Here is a 17499-nt window from a genome sequence, read left to right on the forward strand (position 1 = left end):
GGCCAAGACCAAAGTAACCCGCCGTAAGGGCGGAAAGGTGACTCGGCGCCGCCTACGCGAACGAATACCTATGCGGTTTCAACGCCCACGTTGTTTCAAGCCTGCTTCAGCAACAACGCCACCCCCGGAAAGTACTGCCCCAGCTCGTTATGCAACTTGCGGTACGCATACGGGAAGTACCAGGCCACCGCGCACGCGCTGTGTTTCTGCAAGTCGTCGACCATGTCCTGCAACTCTTCAGGGCTGGCGTGCTGGCCAGCCTTCCATGGGCTGATGAACAAAGCCCCCGCCTTCAACTGGCTGGGGTAGGCCACCTGCCGGGCGCGCACGGCGGTTTCCTGCAATGCAGCTGCCATGTCCAGCTTCGCCAGCCTTGGCCACCGCTGACCCACGCTCAGGTACAGCACTTGGTCAGCACTGCTGATCGACAGATCACAGCGCCCCTCATGGTCACCTTCATCGCGCTGCTTCTTGCCGGCAAACTGCTGTAATGCCGCCAGCTCAGCCTCCCACGCCGCGGCTGCCAGCACCCCGGCATTGGCAGCCGCGCCGTGCCAGTAAGGTGCCTCGCCATCGCCGTAAAACTGGTTGCAGCGGTCAATGCAGTCGACCCAGCGTTCCAGCACCGGGCCAAGGAACTCCAGGTTCGGGTTGTTGATGAGGTGGCCTCGCATGCTGCACTCTCCTTTTGTCATTGTAGTGGCGTACAGTTGAGCGTGATGGCTATGTGCTATCAGTTTGGCACAGCCTGGAGAATTGGCCAGCGTCGCCTCTTTGCAAGTATGCACTCCCTTCCCACTCCGATTGACGCTCCCGGTACAACCCTCTAACCTTCGCGCGTGTTTCAGGTGCCCTGCCAGCCCCGACTGGGCAGGGTGAAACTGGGAAGCCGGTGGGCGCCAGCATGGCGCGAGTCCGGCGCTGCCCCCGCAACGGTAAGTGAGTCGCGGCCGCGCAGGGCCACTGGGTGTTTACCCGGGAAGGCGCGCAGGCCAGGGCCAAGGCCCCCTCACAAGCCCGGAGACCGGCCTGATATCTGCCAACGGCATCACGGAGGGTGATGCGCGGTGCACCTTGGCCCCTTGCCATGGCCCCTGCGCGTTCTCCGTCTGCCTGCCTACTCTTTATTGCCGCGCGTTGCCGTGGTGACAGCCAGCGGAGAACCCTGATGAGCGAACCCACCGAACGCGACGAACGCCACTTGGCGCGCATGCAGCGCAAGAAGGCAGTCATCGACGAACGTATCGCCAACTCCCCCAACGAATGCGGCCTGCTGCTGGTGCTGACTGGCAATGGCAAAGGCAAGAGCAGCTCGGCCTTCGGCATGCTTGCGCGGGCCCTGGGCCATGGCATGCAGTGTGGTGTGGTGCAGTTCATCAAAGGCCGCAACAGCACCGGTGAAGAGCTGTTCTTCCGCCGCTTCCCTGAGCAGGTGCGCTACCACGTGATGGGCGAAGGCTTCACCTGGGAAACCCAGGACCGCCAGCGCGACATCGCCGCCGCCGAAGCCGCCTGGGCGGTGTCCCGTCAGCTGCTGCAGGACCCCAGCGTGCAGTTCGTGGTGCTGGATGAGCTGAACATCGCCCTCAAGCACGGCTACCTCGACATTGACCAGGTCCTGTCCGACCTCCAGGCCCGGCCGCCGATGCAGCATGTGATCGTCACTGGCCGCGGGGCCAAGTCTGAAATGGTCGAGCTGGCCGACACCGTGACCGAGATGGGCATGCTCAAGCATGCCTTCCAGGCCGGCATCCGCGCGCAGAAAGGCGTAGAGCTGTGAGCCAGGGGCGCCACTGCCCAGCCGTGCTGATCGCGGCTCCCGCCTCCGGCCAGGGTAAGACCACCGTCACCGCCGCACTGGCCCGCCTGCACCGTAACCGCGGGCGCAAGGTGCGGGTGTTCAAATGCGGGCCGGACTTTCTTGACCCCATGATTCTGGAACGGGCCAGTGGCGCGCCGGTGTACCAGCTGGACCTGTGGATGATCGGCGCGGAGGAAAGCCGCCGGCTGTTGTGGGAAGCGGCAGGGGAGGCCGACCTGATCCTGATCGAAGGGGTGATGGGGTTGTTCGATGGCACCCCCTCCAGTGCCGACCTGGCACGCCATTTCGGTGTGCCGGTGCTGGCAGTGATCGATGGCACGGCCATGGCCCAGACCTTCGGCGCGCTGGCCCTGGGCCTGGCGCGCTACCAGGCCGACCTGCCGTTTGCCGGGGTGCTGGCCAACCGGGTCGGCAGCCTGCGCCACGCACAGCTGCTGGAAGGCAGCCTGACCGAAGGCTTGCGCTGGTATGGCGGGTTGTCCCGCGAGCGTGGCATCGAATTGCCCAGCCGGCACTTGGGCCTGGTCCAGGCCAGCGAACTGAACGATCTCGATGCCCGCCTGGACGCCGCCGCCGAAGCGTTGGGGGCCAGTTGCGATGCGGCGCTGCCGCCACCGGTGCGCTTTGCCGAGCCGGCAGTACACGCCTGCGCAGCCTCGCTGGCCGGTGTGCGTATCGGCGTGGCACGCGACGAGGCTTTTGCCTTCACCTACGGTGCCAACCTCGACCTGCTGCGCAGCCTGGGTGCCCAACTGGCCTTCTTCTCGCCGCTGCACGACCGCGAACTGCCTGCGGTAGACAGCCTGTACCTGCCAGGTGGCTACCCCGAATTGCACCATCACGGGCTGGCGGCGAACGCGCCGATGTGCGCAGCGATCCGCGCCCACCATGCCCAGGGCAAGCCGCTGCTGGCCGAATGTGGCGGCATGCTGTACCTGCTCGAGGCGTTGACCGACGTGGCCGGTGAGCGCGCCGAACTGCTCGGCCTGCTGCCGGGTGAGGCGACCATGCAGAAGCGCTTGGCGGCCCTGGCCTTGCAGGCAGTGGAGTTGCCGGAAGGCACCTTGCGCGGGCACACCTACCACCATTCCCTGACCACGACCGGGCTGGACCCGATTGCCCGCGGCCTGAGCCCCAACGGCGGCCGCGGCAATGAAGCGGTGTACCGGATCGGGCGGCTGACCGCCTCCTATGTGCATTTCTATTTCCCGTCCAACCCGCCTGCGGCGGCGGCACTGTTACGGCCATGAGCGAACACGCCTTCAGCGCCGCCGAACGCGCTGCCATCTACCGAGCCATTGGCGAGCGCCGCGATATGCGTCATTTCGCGGGTGGGGAAGTGGCGCCGGCTGTGCTGGCTCGCCTGCTGGCCGCTGCTCACCAGGCGCCGAGCGTCGGGCTCATGCAGCCCTGGCGTTTCATTCGTATCACCCGGCGTGAACTGCGCGGGCAGATCCAGGCCTTGGTCGAGGCGGAGCGGCTGCGTACTGCCCAAGCCCTGGGCGAGCGCTCCGACGATTTCATGAAACTGAAGGTGGAAGGCATCAACGACTGTGCCGAGGTGCTGGTGGCGGCCTTGATGGACAACCGCGAGCCGCACATCTTCGGTCGCCGTACCCTCCCTGAAATGGACCTGGCGTCGCTGGCCTGTGCCATTCAGAACCTGTGGCTGGCAGCACGTGGCGAAGGCCTGGGCATGGGCTGGGTGTCGCTGTTCGACCCGCAGGCCCTTGCGGACCTGCTGGGTATGCCGGCGGGGGCCAAACCGGTGGCAGTGCTGTGCCTGGGGCCGGTTACGGCGTTCTACCCGGCACCCATGCTGGTCCAGGAAAACTGGGCCCAGCAGCGGCCCTTGAGTGAAATGCTGTTCGAAAACCAATGGGGAGAGTGCCAATGAGCGTGGCTATGCTGACCGTGGCTGGCGTGGCCCTGGATGCGTTGCTGGGCGAGCCGCAGCGCCGCCACCCACTGGTGGCTTTCGGCAACATGGCCAATCACCTGGAGCGGCGCCTGAATGCCGGTGGCCGCGGTTGGCGCAGCCACGGTGTCAGCGCCTGGTTTCTGGCCGTGGTGCCGCTGACCCTGGTGGCGCTGGTGCTGTCCTGGCTGCCCTGCATTGGCTGGCTGGTCGATGTGCTGGCGTTGTACTGCGCTGTGGGGCTGCGCAGCTTGGGCGAACATGTGCTGCCAGTGGCTCAGGCGTTGCGCCAGGGCGACCTGGACGAAGCGCGGCGCCGGGTAGGTTTTCTGGTCAGCCGTGAAACCCGCGAGCTGGACGCGCCTGCGGTAGCGCGGGCAGCCACCGAGTCGGTGCTGGAAAATGGCAGCGACGCTGTATTCGCTGCGCTGTTCTGGTTCGTGGTGGCCGGTGCGCCGGGCGTGGTGTTGTACCGCCTGAGCAATACCCTCGATGCCATGTGGGGTTACCGCAATGCGCGTTTCGAGCGCTTTGGCTGGTGCGCAGCGCGCATCGACGACGTGCTCAACTATATTCCCGCCAGGCTGGTGGCGCTGACTTATGCGCTGCTCGGCAAAACCCGTGTGGCCGTGGCCTGCTGGCGCAGGCAGGGCCCCTTGTGGGACAGCCCCAACGCCGGCCCGGTCATGGCGGCCGGTGCAGGTGCGCTAGGGGTCGAACTCGGCGGCCCGGCGGTGTACCACGGCGAGCTGCACGAGCGGCCACGCCTGGGCGAGGGGCCGGCGGCCGATGCCGACGCCATCGAGCGTGGCTGGAACCTGGTGCAGCGCGGCGTATGGCTGTGGTTGCTGGTGATTTGCCTGGGGGCCTACTTGGATGCTTGAACACGGCGGTCGCCTGCTGCGTGCAGTGCACCAATACGGGATTGCCCGTGAGCACTGGCTGGACCTGTCCAGCGGCATTGCGCCGTGGGCGTTTCCCATTCCGCCCATTCCCGTTGAAGCCTGGGCCCGCTTGCCGGAAACCGAGGACGGCCTGGAAGCGGCCGCGCGCCGCTATTACGGCGCCAGCCAGGTATTGCCAGTCGCTGGCTCGCAGGCCGCGATCCAGGCCTTACCGCTGCTGCGTGCCAGCGGACGGGTCGGGGTGCTGGGCCCATGCTATGCCGAGCACCCCCATGCCTGGCAAAGGGCAGGGCACCAGTTGCTCGAGCTGGACGAAACACAGGTCGAGGCCGCACTCGACGGCCTCGACGTGCTGGTGCTGGTCAACCCCAACAACCCCACAGGGCGCCGCGTGCCCCGTGAGCAGCTGCTGGCCTGGCACGCCCGGCTGACTGCGCGCGGTGCCTGGCTGCTGGTGGATGAAGCCTTCATGGACAATACCCCCGCAGACAGCGTGGTGGATTGCAGCGCACGCCCTGGTCTGATCGTATTGCGCTCGTTCGGTAAGTTCTTCGGCCTGGCCGGCGTGCGCCTCGGTTTCGTGGCGGCCGAGCACAGCCTGCTGTTGCGCCTGGCCGAGTTGCTTGGCCCGTGGACCGTCAACGGCCCGACCCGGGTGTTGGCCCAAGTCAGCCTGGCTGACCAGGCCGCGCAGCGTGCCCAAACCGAACGCTGTGCCGCCGCCAGCCAGCGACTGGCGGCCATGCTGCACAGCGCAGGCCTGACGCCCACCGGCGGCTGTGACCTGTTCCAGTATGTACGCAGCCCAGGCGCAGCCCACCTGCACGACTTTCTCGCCCGTCGCGGCATTCTGGTGCGGCTTTTCGAGCAGCCTGCCGCAGTACGCCTGGGGCTGCCCGCCAGCCTGGCAGATGAGCAACGCCTGGCCCAGGCCCTGGCGGCCTACCAAAAGGAAACGGCATGACCACCCTCATGGTGCAAGGCACCACCTCCGACGCCGGCAAAAGCACGCTGGTAACTGCATTGTGCCGCTGGCTGTTGCGCCAGGGTGTGGGTGTGGTGCCGTTCAAACCGCAGAACATGGCGCTGAACAGTGCCGTAACCGCCGATGGCGGTGAAATTGGCCGCGCCCAGGCGGTGCAGGCCCAGGCGTGCCGGCTGGCGCCGCACACCGACATGAACCCGGTATTGCTCAAGCCCAACAGTGATACCGGCGCCCAGGTGATCATCCATGGGCGTGCCGTCACCAGCATGAACGCGGTGGCCTACCACGACTACAAAGCTGTCGCCATGCAGGCAGTGCTGGCCTCGCACCAGCGCCTGAGCGCTGCCTGGCCGGTGGTCATGGTCGAGGGCGCGGGGTCTCCGGCAGAAATCAACCTGCGCGCGGGCGACATCGCCAACATGGGCTTTGCCGAAGCGGTCGACTGCCCGGTGATCCTGGTGGCGGACATCAACCGTGGTGGCGTGTTCGCCCACCTGGTGGGCACGCTGGAACTGCTGTCGCCCAGTGAGCAGGCGCGGGTACAGGGCTTTGTGATCAACCGCTTCCGTGGCGACATCGCGCTGCTGCAACCAGGGCTGGACTGGCTGGAGGCACGCACCGGCAAGCCGGTGCTGGGCGTGTTGCCCTACGTCACCGACCTGCACCTTGAAGCCGAAGATGGCATCGACATGCGCCAGGGCCGCAAGCAGGACCGCGTGCTCAAGGTGATCGTGCCGGTGCTGCCGCGTATCAGCAACCACACCGACTTCGACCCTTTGCGCCTGCATCCGCAGGTAGACCTGCAATTTATCGGCCCTGGCCAGGCGATTCCGGCTGCCGACCTGATCATCCTGCCTGGCTCGAAAAGCGTCCGCGGCGATCTGGCACAGCTGCGCGAGCGCGGTTGGGACAAGGCGATCGAACGCCACCTGCGCTATGGCGGCAAACTGATCGGAATTTGTGGCGGCCTGCAGATGCTCGGCCATGAAGTGCATGACCCGCTGGGGCTTGAAGGGGCTGCCGGTTCAAGCCACGGGTTGGGCCTGTTCGACTACGCCACCGTGCTCGAAGCCCAGAAGCAGTTACGTAATGTCACCGGCACGCTGAACCTCGAGGCTGCAGCGGTGAGCGGTTATGAGATCCATGCGGGTGTCACCCGCGGCCCGGCCCTGGCGCAGCCTGCCGTGCAGTTGGCCGATGGCCGCAGCGACGGTGCCATCAGCGACGACGGGCAGGTGCTGGCCACGTACCTGCATGGGCTGTTCGAAGGCAGCCATTCATGTGCCGCCCTGCTGCGCTGGGCGGGCCTGGACGATGTGCAGGCCATTGACTACGAAGCCCTGCGTGAACGTGACATCGAGCGCCTGGCCGACCTGGTGGACGCGCACCTGAACACCACCTTGTTGCGCCAACTGTGCGGGGTGGCCTGACATGCGCAGCCTGATCCTCGGCGGTGCCCGTTCGGGCAAAAGCCGCCTGGCCGAGCAATGGGCCACTGCCAGCGGCCTGCCCGTGACCTACATAGCCACCAGCCAGCCGCTGGACGGTGAAATGAACGAGCGGGTAGCGCTGCACCGGCAACGACGCCCTGCCGCCTGGGGTTTGATCGAAGAGCCCCTGGCATTGGCGGCGGTATTGCGCGCAGAAGCGGCCGAGGGGCGTTGCCTGCTGGTGGATTGCCTGACCCTGTGGCTGACCAACCTGCTGATGCTGGAGGATGACCAACGCCTGGCCCAGGAGCGTGATGCGCTGCTCGATTGCCTGGAGCAACTGCCTGGCACGGTTATCCTGGTCAGTAACGAAACCGGCCTGGGGGTGGTGCCCATGGGCGAGCTGACCCGGCGTTATGTCGACCTGGCTGGCTGGATGCATCAGGCGGTGGCCGAGCGCTGTCAACGCGTGGTGTTGACGGTTGCCGGGTTGCCATTGGTGCTCAAGGGCGCCGCGCCATGACCCAGCCATGCACCGTGCAACCCTCACTACCCATTGTCCAACCCTGAACAGGCTTCCCCCGATGACCCAACCCTGGTGGCAAACCCCCTGCCAACCCCTCGACAACGCCGCCATGGACCAGGCCCGCGCGCGTCAGCAGCAACTGACCAAACCTGCCGGCTCGCTTGGCCAGCTGGAAGGCCTGGCCATTCAGCTGGCCGGTTTGCAGGGGCAGGAACGCCCCGTGCTGGACCAGCTGGCCATCACCATTTTTGCTGGTGACCACGGTGTGGTCGAGGAAGGCATCTCGGCCTACCCGCAGGCGGTAACCGGGCAGATGCTGTGCAATTTCGTCGGCGGTGGCGCGGCAATCAGTGTGCTGGCGCGGCAACTGCACGCCAGCCTGGAGGTGGTCGATCTCGGCACCATCGACCTACAGCTGGAGCTGCCCGGCGTGCGCCATTTGCGCCTGGGGGCCGGTACCGCGAACTTTGCCCGGCAGCCGGCGATGACCGAAGACCAGCTGCTGGCAGCCCTGCAGGCGGGCCGCGACAGCGCCTTGCGCGCGGCCGAACAGCGTGCGCAGTTGTTCATTGGTGGCGAGATGGGCATCGGCAACACGACTGCCGCGGCTGCCGTGGCCAGCGCCTTGCTGGGCTGCCCGGCGGCACAGCTGAGCGGGCCTGGCACCGGCCTGGACAACGCGGGTGTGCGGCACAAGGCGCAGGTCATCGAACAGGCGTTGCGCCTGCATGGCCTGCGGGCTGACGCGCCGTTGCAGGCATTGGGGTGCGTTGGCGGGTTCGAGATCGCTGCCCTGGTCGGCGCCTATATCGGCTGCGCGCAGTCGGGTATCGCAGTACTGGTCGATGGCTTCATCTGCAGCGTTGCTGCGCTGGTGGCGGTGCGCCTGAACCCGCAGTGCCGGGCCTGGCTGCTGTTCGCTCACGAAGGTGCCGAGCCTGGGCACAAGGCCCTGCTCGCGGCGCTGCAGGCCGAGCCGTTGCTGGCCCTGGGCCTGCGCCTGGGCGAGGGCAGTGGCGCCGCATTGGCGGTACCGCTGTTACGCCTGGCGTGTGCGCTGCATGGGCAAATGGCGACCTTTGCCGAAGCCGCTGTGGCGGACCGCCCGGCATGATCCTCGACCTGCTGCGCCACGGCGAAACCGAGCAGGGCGGGCTGCGTGGCAGCCTGGATGACGCGCTGACCGACCAAGGCTGGGCCCAGATGCGCAGTGCCGTGGCCGGTGCCGGCCCGTGGCAGGTGTTGGTCAGCTCGCCGCTGCAGCGCTGTGCGCGGTTTGCCGATGAGCTGGGTGCGCACCTGAATTTGCCGGTGTGCCGGGTGCCTGCCCTGCAAGAACTGCACTTTGGTGACTGGGAAGGCCGCAGCGCCGCACAGATCATGCAAGACCAGGCCGATGCGCTGGGGCAGTTCTGGGCAGACCCCTACGCCTTCACGCCGCCTAACGGCGAGCCGGTGCACGCCTTTGCGGCACGGGTGCTGGCGGCGGTCGAGGGGTTGCACCAGCAGCACGCCGGCAAGCGTGTGCTGCTGGTCACCCATGGTGGGGTGATGCGCCTGCTGCTGGCGCGTGCTCGCGGCTTGCCCAGGCACCAACTGTTGCAGGTCGAGGTCGGGCATGGTGCCTTGGTCCGCTTGTTGGTGCGTGAGGGCCGGCTATTGGTCGAGGAAGGTTGAGATGCTGCCGTTGCCGTTCTGGATCGCCTTGCAGTTTCTCAGCAGCTTGCCGGTGAGCCTGCCGGGCATGCCCGCCGCCCGTGAGGTGGGCCGTTCGCTGCTCTATTACCCGCTGGTCGGGCTGCTGTTCGGGTTGCTGTTGTGGCTGGCAAGCCACCTGCTGCAAAGCACGCCGGCGCCGCTGCACGCGGCGTTGCTGTTGGCACTGTGGGTGCTGCTCAGCGGGGCCTTGCACCTGGACGGGCTGGCCGACAGTGCGGACGCCTGGCTGGGCGGCTTTGGCGACCGCGAGCGCACGCTGCGGATCATGAAAGACCCACGCAGCGGGCCAATGGCCGTGGTGACCCTGATACTGGTGCTGTTGCTGAAGTTCTGTGCCCTTTGGGTGCTGGTCGAGCAGGGCGTCACTGCCCACCTGCTGCTGGCGCCGCTGCTGGGGCGGGCGGCGATGCTGGGTTTGTTTCTGTGCACCCCTTACGTGCGGCCAGGTGGCCTGGGGCAGGCGTTGGCGGAGCATCTGCCACGGCGCGCCGCGGGCTGGGTACTGCTGGGTTGTGCGCTGTTTTGCCTGTGGCTGGGCGGGTGGAGCGTGGTGCTGGCACTGGCGGTATTTGCCTGGCTGCGGCAGCTCATGTGCCGACGCCTGGGTGGCACAACGGGCGATACGGCCGGGGCGCTGCTGGAACTGCTTGAGCTGGCGGTGGTGCTTGGCATGGCGCTGGGGCTCTGAGCATGGTGCCACTCCAGCGGCGCTTCGCCCGGCACCATGAAACTTCTTGCAACAGGCAACACGCGGGTATATACACGTATCCATGCTGACCAGTGAATGCCTTTGTATCCATTTGCGCCGTGCTGCCCGTGGGGTAACCCGGCATTACGACGAAGCCCTTGCCGGCTTCGGGGTGAATGTCGCCCAGTTTTCGCTGTTACGGCACCTGCAGCGCCTTGAGCGTCCCAGCATCACAACCCTGGCCGAGGCCATGGGGCTGGAGCGCAGTACGTTGGGCCGCAACCTGCGTGTGCTGCAGGCAGAGGGCTTGGTAGCCTTGGCCGAGGGCGATGACCAGCGTAACCGTGAGGTGTTGCTGACCGCAGCCGGCAAGCAGTTGCTGCAAGCTGCCCACCCTGCCTGGGAGCAGGCGCAAGCCGATTTGGTGGAACGCCTGGGGGGCGGGCAGCGTGATCAACTGGTGCGCCTGCTGAACCAGCTGGCCTGAAATGATACGACCATAAGCGGGTATATACCCGTAAACCTTGCGATGTGCTGGAGATAACGATAATGACTTCGGTGTGGCGAACCAGCGGGTGGGTATTGGTGGGGGCAGCGTTGATTCTGGCGTTGTCATTGGGTGTACGGCACGGTTTCGGCCTGTTCCTGGCGCCCATGAGCGCCGATTTTGGCTGGGGCCGTGAGGTGTTTGCCTTCGCCATTGCCTTGCAGAACCTGATCTGGGGGCTGGCGCAACCCTTTGCCGGCGCCTTGGCCGACCGCCTGGGCGCGGCCCGGGTAGTGATCATCGGCGGTATTCTTTATGCCGTGGGGTTGATCCTGATGGGCACGGCCGACTCGGCCTGGTCGTTGTCGCTGAGTGCGGGCTTGCTGATTGGTATCGGCCTCTCCGGCACTTCCTTTTCGGTGATCCTCGGTGTGGTCGGGCGGGCTGTGCCGGCCGACAAGCGCAGCATGGCCATGGGCATCGCCAGCGCCGCAGGTTCGTTCGGCCAGTTCGCCATGTTGCCGGGCACTCTTGGCCTCATCCAGTGGCTGGGTTGGTCGGCGGCCCTGTTGGTATTGGGGCTGCTGGTGGCATTCATCGTGCCTTTTGTGGGCCTGCTGCGCGACCGCCCATTGCCCAGCCATGGTGCCGAGCAGACGCTGGGCCAGGCGTTGCGTGAGGCGTGTTCGCATCCTGGGTTCTGGCTCCTGGCGTTGGGCTTCTTCGTCTGCGGTTTCCAGGTGGTGTTCATCGGCGTGCACCTGCCGGCCTACCTGGTTGACCAGCATCTGCCCGCGAGTACCGGTACCACGGTGCTGGCGCTGGTTGGGCTGTTCAATATTGTCGGCACCTTCACGGCTGGCTGGCTGGGTGGGCGCATGTCCAAACCGCGCTTGCTGACCGGGCTTTACCTGCTGCGGGCGGTGGTGATCGTGCTGTTCCTGTGGGCGCCGGTGACTCAGTTCAGTGCCTACCTGTTCGGTATCGCCATGGGGCTGCTGTGGTTGTCTACCGTGCCGCTGACCAATGGCACCGTGGCGACGGTGTTCGGGGTGCGCAACCTTTCCATGCTGGGCGGTATCGTGTTCCTGTTCCACCAGCTGGGTGCGTTCCTGGGGGGCTGGCTGGGTGGGGTGGTGTACGACCGCACGGGCAGCTATGACCTGGTGTGGCAGATCTCCATCCTGCTCAGCGTGTTGGCTGCCGCCCTGAACTGGCCGGTACGCGAACGCCCGGTCGCCCGCTTGCAGGCGCAGGCAGCATGAGCTGCCATTGGGGGCGCGGGCTGCTGGCTGTTGCCGGGTTATTGCTGCTGGCGCTGGTGTGGTGGGGCTGGCACCGCGGGGGCTTGGCGTTGATGCAGTTGGGCATGAGCGTCTGTTAGGCGCTACCCTGCAAGCTCAAGGCTTGGATTGCGGGAGCAACAGACATGCGTATACAGGGGTTGACGGTGACGGTGCTGGGCTTGCTGGCCAGTGCGTCGAGCTGGGCGGCCGATTGCCCTGCGTTGTTGCAGGGCAGCTTGCCGGAATTGCGGGGCAAGGGGCAGATCGAGCTGTGCGAGCGGTTTGCTGGTAAGCCTCTGGTGGTGGTGAACACCGCCAGTTACTGTGGTTTTGCGCCGCAGTTCGAGGGGCTTGAAGCAACGTACAAGGCGTATCACGAACAAGGCCTGGAGATGTTGGGTGTGCCGTCCAATGACTTCAAGCAGGAAGACGCCGATAGCGATAAGACGGCCAAGGTGTGCTATGCCAACTACGGTGTGACGTTCACCATGACCAAGGCCCAGCCGGTTCGGGGCAAGGATGCGATTCCGTTGTTCGTTGAATTGGCCAACCAGAGCAGTGCGCCGAAGTGGAATTTCTACAAATATGTGGTTGATCGCAAGGGCAAGGTGATTGGTAATTTTTCCAGCCTGACCAAGCCGGATGATCCGGCGTTCCGGGCGGCTATCGAGAAGGCTATTGCTTCGCAGTGATGGGGGTTATTGCGTAGCTTGAAAGCTTTTTGGCACTGGTTTTGGTGGCGCGAAAACTTCAGCTGCGATAGCGACGCGTAGTCACCTTTTCGCCCTTACGGCGAGTCACTTTTTGTCAAACGCGACAAAAAGTAACCAAAAAACGCTGCGCTCCCGTCATCCGGCCCCTGCGCTGCGCTCCGGGGTCCCCTCGCTACGGGCATGCTCCCGGGAGTACGCGCTGCAGGCCCCGTCCCTGGGGCCTCAGCGCTTGACGGGCATCCATGCCCGTCACCTCCCTCCGCATGCCCTCCGCTCGGCCTCCTGAAGTCGCGAAGATCAAGATCAAGATCAAAGCCAGATCAACAGCCGTGCGGGGGTGAAGAGGTGGGCCAGCGCCACCTGTGCCAGCGGTAGACGACCTCACTTTGCATGCACCGTGATCGCCACCAGCCGTACAACCACCGGCCTCACCATCAATACACAGACAAACGCCACCGGCATCGCCAACTGATAGGCCTTCAATACATTGCTCAGGTAGTCGGGGGTAACGCCAGCGTTCGCTGCTGTAATAACAAAGCTCATCAATAACGCCATGATCGAAGACATGTAGAACGCGAAAACATAGGGCGTGGCAACGGGGTGCAATTTGCGGCGGCGGCGGGTGGGGGACAGATCGTTCATGCGTACTCCTTGAAGTTAAGTGAAGCTGCAGGCTAGCAACCCTCGCAATGGCAGCAGTAGACCAGCAATACTGAGTTCTTTATAAAGAGATGCTTACGAATCAAGGGCCACTGCATGGACCTGCTCAACGCCATCCGTTGCTTCATCAAGGTCGTCGAAGCCGGCAGCATTGCCGCTGGCGCCCGTAACCTCGGCCTCACTCCGGCCGCGGTCAGCCAGAACCTCGCCCGCCTGGAAAGCCACCTGCAGGTGCGCCTGCTTACCCGCACAACCCGTAGCATGTCCCTGACACCCGCAGGCAACCAGTACTACCAACGTGTCAGTCATATCGAACGTGATCTTGCCGAAGCCGAGCAGGCCATCACCACCCCAGACAGTGAACCCCAAGGCCGACTGTGCATTGCTTCGACCTCGGCGTTCGGTCGCCATGTAGTGGCTCCCCTGATACCCGCCTTCAGCGCCCGCTACCCAATGCTTTCGATAGAATTGGTAACGACCGATCGCCGCGTCAACCATGCCCGTGAAGATGTCGATGTGAGCCTGCGCATCACCCCGCAGTTGGAAGAGCAGCTGCTGGCCCGGCACATCGCCCGTATCCCGTTCATTTGCTGCGCCTCACCCGGCTACTTGCAAAGCGCCGGCCTACCGAGCACGCCTGAGGCCCTGCGCGATCACCGGTGCCTGGTGTTCCGCTACCCGGTGGACGGCCGCCTGCTACGTTGGGGGTTCATGCGTGACGGGCTGCGCTTCGAGCCGGTGTTCGGCAACGTGCTCATCAGCGACGACATCGATGCGCTGACCCACATGGCCGTGCACGATGGTGGTATTACCCGCCTGGCCGAATTCATCGTGCGGCCACATCTGGCTTCAGGTGCGCTGGTGCCGTTGTTTGAATACAGCGACAACGGCCAGGCATACGCCCAGACCGAGCCGATGGACATCTACCTGTGCCTGGCGGACCGCTTTGCCATGACGCCTGCTGTGCGCGTGTTCACGGCGTACCTGCGTGAACACCTGGCTGACACCTGGCAGGTCCAGACGTGAAAAAACCGCTACGAGGGTAATGCCTGTCAGTTAAGTAATTTGGGGCCGCTTTGCGACCCTTCGCGGTCACGCCCGCTCCCACAGGGAATCGCGCTTTCTTGAGTTCAGCGCCAAACTCGTGGGAGCGGGCGTGCCCGCGAAGGGCTGCAAAGCAGCCCCAGTAACGCTTAACTGACAGGCATTAACCGCGAGGGCGTTTTTTTTCAGGTAGCGCGTACCGTCAGAAACGATAGGTAAGCGACGCACCGACACCGTGCGCGCTGTTCTCGTACTTGGCTTGGTAGCTGCCCTTGGTTGCGCTGACCTGGTTGACCTTGGTGTCTTCTTCCCAAAGGTAGGAATACGCCACGTCAATGGTCATGTCGTCATTCGGGCTCCAGCCTGCGCCCAGGCTGAACACCTTGCGATCACCTGTCGGGATGCGCGGCGAACGGTCGTGGTTGTTGGTTGGCGACTGGTCAACGGTAAAGCCGGTACGCAGTACCCACTCCTTGTTGACCTTGTACGATGCACCAATGGCGTGTGCCCAGGTGTCGTGCCAGTTCTGCTCTTCGGTGATGGTCTGGAATGCCGAACCTGCCAGTGGCGCAGGCACATCGTTCTGCACGGTGATGTTTTCCAGGCGGCTCCAGCGCGTCCAGGTGCTGCCCGCGTACAGGGTCCACTGGTCATCGAGTTCGTGGGTAACCGAAAGGTCGACCGATTCCGGCGTCTTGATCTTCAGGCTGGCATCGAACTTGTTGCCGTTGAACGGCCCGATCAGCGGGGTGCTGACGCGGGTCTTGCCTTCCAGCTTGTAGTCGACCATCGAGTGGTAGGTCAGGCCGACGCGGGTGCGGTCGGTGGCCTGCACCATAAGGCCGATGTTGTAACCAACGGCAGTATCGTCACCCTTGATTTTCACTTCACCATCGTTGCGGCCCGGGGTTAACGGGTTGATCAGGCTGGAGCCCAGTTCACCCTTGATGCGGTTGATGGTTGGACCAAAACCGATCGAGACCTTGTCGTTGAAGGCGTAGCTGACGGTAGGCTGGAAGGTGACGACCTCAACGTGGCTCTTTTTGCCCCAGTAGCGCGCAGCATCATCGCTGCCGTAGTCGGTTACCAGGCCGAACGGCACATAGACACCGAAGCCGACGCTCCAGTGGTCGTCGATAGGTTTGACGTAGTAGCCCATGGGCACGCCAACGACCGGCACCATGTCACCATCGGTTTCCCCCCCGAGGTTGCTGCCTGGCCCGGAAATGTCGGTTTTGGCGATGACGGCTGCGCCGCCCACGGTGACCTGTTCACGTTTGAGGCGGGACATGCCGGCCGGGTTGCCAAACACGGTGCTGGCATCTTCGGCAGAAGAAGAACGTCCCGCGAAACCTGTCCCCATGCTGCTGATGCTCTGTTCGTTCAATGCAAAGCCGCTGGCGAGCAGTTGGCTGGATGCAAGAGCAACGGCTACGCCGAGGGAGGTTTTGAGCATTACTTTTTTCATTATTAGAAAACTCCTTGGGATCTCCGGGGCGAAAAGCTACCAACAAATGACGCGCCGCGCTATAGCCTGAATCGCAGGAGTTAGAGCGGTTTTGTAGGACAATCCGACCAAAATTCCCTTTTTTCCGGCTTTGATGTAGGGCGCTTCTCAAGATGCCTGGGGCAATCTTTGATCCACGCAGGTGTGCCAAGCATGAGTGAAGTCGCGCAAGCGGCCTTGGGGGGAGAAAATCTGACGCCATATGCGCGCCAGTGCCAGTAAATCGTCAGCGGCGGGCAAGGGCATGGCGTGCTCTTCGACGAGCATCCAGGCAATGGCCGTGGAGTATCGCAGGTTGACCGTAAGCTCGAGGTGCGGGCCGCCCAGGAAGGCATGCTGGCTTGCCAGGCCCCGGACCAGGCTGGCCAGGTCGGGATCACGGGCCAGGTAGTTATCCCACAGCGCTTGGTGGCGGTGTTCGCCAATGCGGTAGAGGCCGTGCCCGCGTCGGTCGTGCAAGGCAGCCCCGAGTGCCGACTGGCTGGCGGCAATGCCCAGTAACAAGGCTTCAGCGCTGGCGCAGTGACGGTTCAGGTAAACCAGGGTGGGCCGTATCACATACTGACACAATTCATTCGCCGCAATACCCATGATGCCCTCGAACAGTAAAGGGCCGGACGGGCGCTGGAGCTTGGCAGCTGGTGAAGGAGTCAGGCCCGCCGGAAGCGGCAAGTACCGCTCGAGTTGAAGTGTAGTGTGATAATCGTGGTGTAAAGAGCTGTTTTTAAATCGATTGCTGCCTGACGTTGCGGGGTATATGCCCTAAGGCAATTACGCCGTGAACGTTCAGGCAGGTAGACGATGGCATGATTCAGCGTATGAATACTGCAGCATTCGCCGCTCACGCGGTGAGCGACTGGCGAGTCCTTGCAATGACTGCCTGCAAGGGTTCATTGCGGCTGTACTGTTCAGGGTACAGGCGCTCGGTGTGGCAGGCGACGCCGTGTTCGTCTACCAGGGTAAAGCTGAAGCTGCCTTTGCGTGGGGCAACGATAAGGCACTTCAACGGCGAGAAGGCCTGGGAAAGGGTGCCAATGGCAGCCTGAATCTGATGATGGGTTTGCATATTGTTGGATGTTCCTGCTTTAAACACGGGGAGTATGATCCGTGCATGATAGAAACGTTCCAGTGACGCCATTATTAAGGGACGAGCGAACCTGACTGGAACAGGGCAGCCAGAGGGGGCGCAATCAAATGTGGGCGCTTGGGCTGACTGGTAGGTACTTCAGAAGGCAGGCAGCACGCCGAGGCCAAGGTTCGCGGCCATCGGGATGGGATCCTGATCAATCTGTCGGGTGATTCGTGCCTGACCAGCCTGTGGCTGGCGAGTGAATCATCGAATGGGCCGTCCTGGTTTCAGCAGGGCCGCACTTGGGAGGTGGGCGACTGCAAGGACATTGGGCCAGAATTGACTTTCAGCTTGGTACTAACGAGGCGGACTGTACAGTGAATGAGTGCGCTTGGCAAGCACCGTGTCAGTATTGGGTAGCCGAGCAGTAAGGCCTGAATTTGCCAGGCTGGGAAGAGGGTGCAAATGGCCCGTATCGCCACGGATGTGCCCATTGCGTGCATTCAAAAGAGGGCTCACGGTGCATTTGTTCACATTCGGTGCAGGGCTTGTAACAGCATCGCAACAACCCCTGCCGACTTCGCCAATGCCTTGACTGCGTGGTTAAGTCAATGAAAAAAAACACTATTTTCAGCTGGTGAAAAAATCGTCAGTTTGACTGAAGCCCACAGTTTACGGGGGTTTGCGGGGTGTGTCATAGGGTTGTCCACCGAGTTATCCACAGGAACTGTGGATTGTCC

20 protein-coding genes and 1 riboswitch are annotated in these 17499 nt (G+C 63.8%); of the genes, 15 read left to right on the plus strand and 5 right to left on the minus strand.

What is annotated here, in order from left to right:
* Positions 1-95 precede the first annotated feature (95 nt).
* Positions 96-674: a hypothetical protein gene (locus EGJ22_RS19870; RefSeq protein WP_029887556.1), complete on the minus strand. Its 579-nt coding sequence runs from the start codon at positions 672-674 to the stop codon at positions 96-98.
* A gap of 155 nt (positions 675-829) precedes the next feature.
* A riboswitch (cobalamin riboswitch) is annotated at positions 830-1048 on the plus strand.
* A gap of 120 nt (positions 1049-1168) precedes the next feature.
* On the opposite strand from EGJ22_RS19870, the gene cobO reads away from it, so the two are divergent.
* From cobO to EGJ22_RS19935, 14 genes are all read left to right on the plus strand, one after another.
* A complete protein-coding gene (cobO, locus tag EGJ22_RS19875) occupies positions 1169-1780 on the plus strand; it encodes a cob(I)yrinic acid a,c-diamide adenosyltransferase (protein WP_009686193.1) in 612 nt (203 codons plus the stop codon).
* Entirely contained in the window at positions 1777-3072 is a 1296-nt protein-coding gene (locus EGJ22_RS19880) for a cobyrinate a,c-diamide synthase (protein WP_125920360.1), read from the plus strand. Before cobO ends, EGJ22_RS19880 begins: the two co-directional genes overlap by 4 nt.
* Complete coding sequence (gene bluB / locus EGJ22_RS19885) at positions 3069-3719, plus strand: 5,6-dimethylbenzimidazole synthase (RefSeq protein ID WP_009686195.1); 651 nt, start codon at positions 3069-3071, stop codon at positions 3717-3719. The genes EGJ22_RS19880 and bluB overlap by 4 nt, the downstream gene beginning before the upstream one ends.
* Positions 3716-4624, plus strand: a complete 909-nt coding sequence (gene cbiB, locus EGJ22_RS19890; protein WP_125920361.1) for an adenosylcobinamide-phosphate synthase CbiB — start codon at positions 3716-3718, stop codon at positions 4622-4624. Before bluB ends, cbiB begins: the two co-directional genes overlap by 4 nt.
* Positions 4617-5609 (plus strand): threonine-phosphate decarboxylase CobD, encoded by a 993-nt coding sequence (cobD, locus tag EGJ22_RS19895; RefSeq protein ID WP_047149816.1) that lies wholly within the window; start codon positions 4617-4619, stop codon positions 5607-5609. The genes cbiB and cobD overlap by 8 nt, the downstream gene beginning before the upstream one ends.
* Entirely contained in the window at positions 5606-7060 is a 1455-nt protein-coding gene (locus tag EGJ22_RS19900; RefSeq protein ID WP_009686199.1) for a cobyric acid synthase, read from the plus strand. The genes cobD and EGJ22_RS19900 overlap by 4 nt, the downstream gene beginning before the upstream one ends.
* Before the next feature lies 1 nt (position 7061).
* The gene (gene cobU / locus EGJ22_RS19905; protein ID WP_009686200.1) at positions 7062-7583 is read left to right on the plus strand and encodes a bifunctional adenosylcobinamide kinase/adenosylcobinamide-phosphate guanylyltransferase; all 522 of its coding nucleotides are present in this window, start codon (positions 7062-7064) and stop codon (positions 7581-7583) included.
* Positions 7584-7644: 61 nt separating this feature from the next.
* Positions 7645-8700, plus strand: a complete 1056-nt coding sequence (cobT, locus tag EGJ22_RS19910; protein ID WP_125920362.1) for a nicotinate-nucleotide--dimethylbenzimidazole phosphoribosyltransferase — start codon at positions 7645-7647, stop codon at positions 8698-8700.
* Positions 8697-9263 (plus strand): histidine phosphatase family protein, encoded by a 567-nt coding sequence (locus tag EGJ22_RS19915; RefSeq protein ID WP_125920363.1) that lies wholly within the window; start codon positions 8697-8699, stop codon positions 9261-9263. Before cobT ends, EGJ22_RS19915 begins: the two co-directional genes overlap by 4 nt.
* Position 9264: 1 nt before the next feature.
* Positions 9265-9993, plus strand: a complete 729-nt coding sequence (locus EGJ22_RS19920; protein WP_125920364.1) for an adenosylcobinamide-GDP ribazoletransferase — start codon at positions 9265-9267, stop codon at positions 9991-9993.
* An 82-nt stretch (positions 9994-10075) separates the two neighbouring features.
* Entirely contained in the window at positions 10076-10480 is a 405-nt protein-coding gene (locus tag EGJ22_RS19925; protein WP_009686204.1) for a MarR family winged helix-turn-helix transcriptional regulator, read from the plus strand.
* Positions 10481-10542: 62 nt separating this feature from the next.
* The gene (locus tag EGJ22_RS19930; protein ID WP_125920365.1) at positions 10543-11745 is read left to right on the plus strand and encodes an MFS transporter; all 1203 of its coding nucleotides are present in this window, start codon (positions 10543-10545) and stop codon (positions 11743-11745) included.
* On the plus strand, positions 11742-11864 hold the full coding sequence (locus EGJ22_RS26605; RefSeq protein WP_256671874.1) for a hypothetical protein: 123 nt from the start codon (positions 11742-11744) through the stop codon (positions 11862-11864). Before EGJ22_RS19930 ends, EGJ22_RS26605 begins: the two co-directional genes overlap by 4 nt.
* Positions 11865-11909: 45 nt before the next feature.
* A complete protein-coding gene (locus tag EGJ22_RS19935; RefSeq protein WP_009686207.1) occupies positions 11910-12458 on the plus strand; it encodes a glutathione peroxidase in 549 nt (182 codons plus the stop codon).
* Between the two features lie 402 nt (positions 12459-12860).
* Here the strand turns inward: EGJ22_RS19935 and EGJ22_RS19945 are convergent, their stop codons facing one another.
* A complete protein-coding gene (locus EGJ22_RS19945) occupies positions 12861-13121 on the minus strand; it encodes a DUF2798 domain-containing protein (protein WP_009686210.1) in 261 nt (86 codons plus the stop codon).
* Between the two features lie 114 nt (positions 13122-13235).
* Between EGJ22_RS19945 and EGJ22_RS19950 the strand changes: the two genes are divergently transcribed.
* The gene (locus EGJ22_RS19950) at positions 13236-14165 is read left to right on the plus strand and encodes a LysR family transcriptional regulator (protein WP_125920367.1); all 930 of its coding nucleotides are present in this window, start codon (positions 13236-13238) and stop codon (positions 14163-14165) included.
* 220 nt (positions 14166-14385) lie between these two features.
* Here EGJ22_RS19950 and EGJ22_RS19955 read toward each other — a convergent pair whose 3' ends face one another.
* From EGJ22_RS19955 to EGJ22_RS19965, 3 genes are all read right to left on the minus strand, one after another.
* The gene (locus EGJ22_RS19955) at positions 14386-15651 is read right to left on the minus strand and encodes an OmpP1/FadL family transporter (protein ID WP_125920368.1); all 1266 of its coding nucleotides are present in this window, start codon (positions 15649-15651) and stop codon (positions 14386-14388) included.
* 147 nt (positions 15652-15798) lie between these two features.
* Positions 15799-16281 carry a hypothetical protein gene (locus EGJ22_RS19960; protein ID WP_009686212.1) on the minus strand — a complete coding sequence of 161 codons (483 nt, stop codon included), beginning with the start codon at positions 16279-16281 and terminating at the stop codon, positions 15799-15801.
* A gap of 250 nt (positions 16282-16531) precedes the next feature.
* Complete coding sequence (locus EGJ22_RS19965) at positions 16532-16756, minus strand: hypothetical protein (RefSeq protein ID WP_009686213.1); 225 nt, start codon at positions 16754-16756, stop codon at positions 16532-16534.
* Positions 16757-17499: the final 743 nt, after the last annotated feature.

Origin of the sequence: Pseudomonas sp. p99-361, from assembly GCF_003935475.1 — a bacterium.
Taxonomy (GTDB): Bacteria; Pseudomonadota; Gammaproteobacteria; order Pseudomonadales; family Pseudomonadaceae; genus Aquipseudomonas; species Aquipseudomonas juntendi.

Coding starts and splice junctions, on each gene's coding strand:
- EGJ22_RS19955 (WP_125920368.1), bottom strand. CDS start 15,651: ATGAAAAAAGTAATGCTCAAAACCTCCCTCGGCGTAGCCGTTGCTCTT.
- EGJ22_RS19870 (WP_029887556.1), bottom strand. CDS start 674: ATGCGAGGCCACCTCATCAACAACCCGAACCTGGAGTTCCTTGGCCCG.
- EGJ22_RS19925 (WP_009686204.1), top strand. CDS start 10,076: ATGCTGACCAGTGAATGCCTTTGTATCCATTTGCGCCGTGCTGCCCGT.
- EGJ22_RS19945 (WP_009686210.1), bottom strand. CDS start 13,121: ATGAACGATCTGTCCCCCACCCGCCGCCGCCGCAAATTGCACCCCGTT.
- cobU (WP_009686200.1), top strand. CDS start 7,062: ATGCGCAGCCTGATCCTCGGCGGTGCCCGTTCGGGCAAAAGCCGCCTG.
- cbiB (WP_125920361.1), top strand. CDS start 3,716: ATGAGCGTGGCTATGCTGACCGTGGCTGGCGTGGCCCTGGATGCGTTG.
- EGJ22_RS19930 (WP_125920365.1), top strand. CDS start 10,543: ATGACTTCGGTGTGGCGAACCAGCGGGTGGGTATTGGTGGGGGCAGCG.
- cobO (WP_009686193.1), top strand. CDS start 1,169: ATGAGCGAACCCACCGAACGCGACGAACGCCACTTGGCGCGCATGCAG.
- EGJ22_RS19965 (WP_009686213.1), bottom strand. CDS start 16,756: ATGCAAACCCATCATCAGATTCAGGCTGCCATTGGCACCCTTTCCCAG.
- bluB (WP_009686195.1), top strand. CDS start 3,069: ATGAGCGAACACGCCTTCAGCGCCGCCGAACGCGCTGCCATCTACCGA.
- cobT (WP_125920362.1), top strand. CDS start 7,645: ATGACCCAACCCTGGTGGCAAACCCCCTGCCAACCCCTCGACAACGCC.
- EGJ22_RS26605 (WP_256671874.1), top strand. CDS start 11,742: ATGAGCTGCCATTGGGGGCGCGGGCTGCTGGCTGTTGCCGGGTTATTG.
- cobD (WP_047149816.1), top strand. CDS start 4,617: ATGCTTGAACACGGCGGTCGCCTGCTGCGTGCAGTGCACCAATACGGG.
- EGJ22_RS19960 (WP_009686212.1), bottom strand. CDS start 16,281: ATGGGTATTGCGGCGAATGAATTGTGTCAGTATGTGATACGGCCCACC.
- EGJ22_RS19935 (WP_009686207.1), top strand. CDS start 11,910: ATGCGTATACAGGGGTTGACGGTGACGGTGCTGGGCTTGCTGGCCAGT.
- EGJ22_RS19915 (WP_125920363.1), top strand. CDS start 8,697: ATGATCCTCGACCTGCTGCGCCACGGCGAAACCGAGCAGGGCGGGCTG.
- EGJ22_RS19920 (WP_125920364.1), top strand. CDS start 9,265: ATGCTGCCGTTGCCGTTCTGGATCGCCTTGCAGTTTCTCAGCAGCTTG.
- EGJ22_RS19950 (WP_125920367.1), top strand. CDS start 13,236: ATGGACCTGCTCAACGCCATCCGTTGCTTCATCAAGGTCGTCGAAGCC.
- EGJ22_RS19900 (WP_009686199.1), top strand. CDS start 5,606: ATGACCACCCTCATGGTGCAAGGCACCACCTCCGACGCCGGCAAAAGC.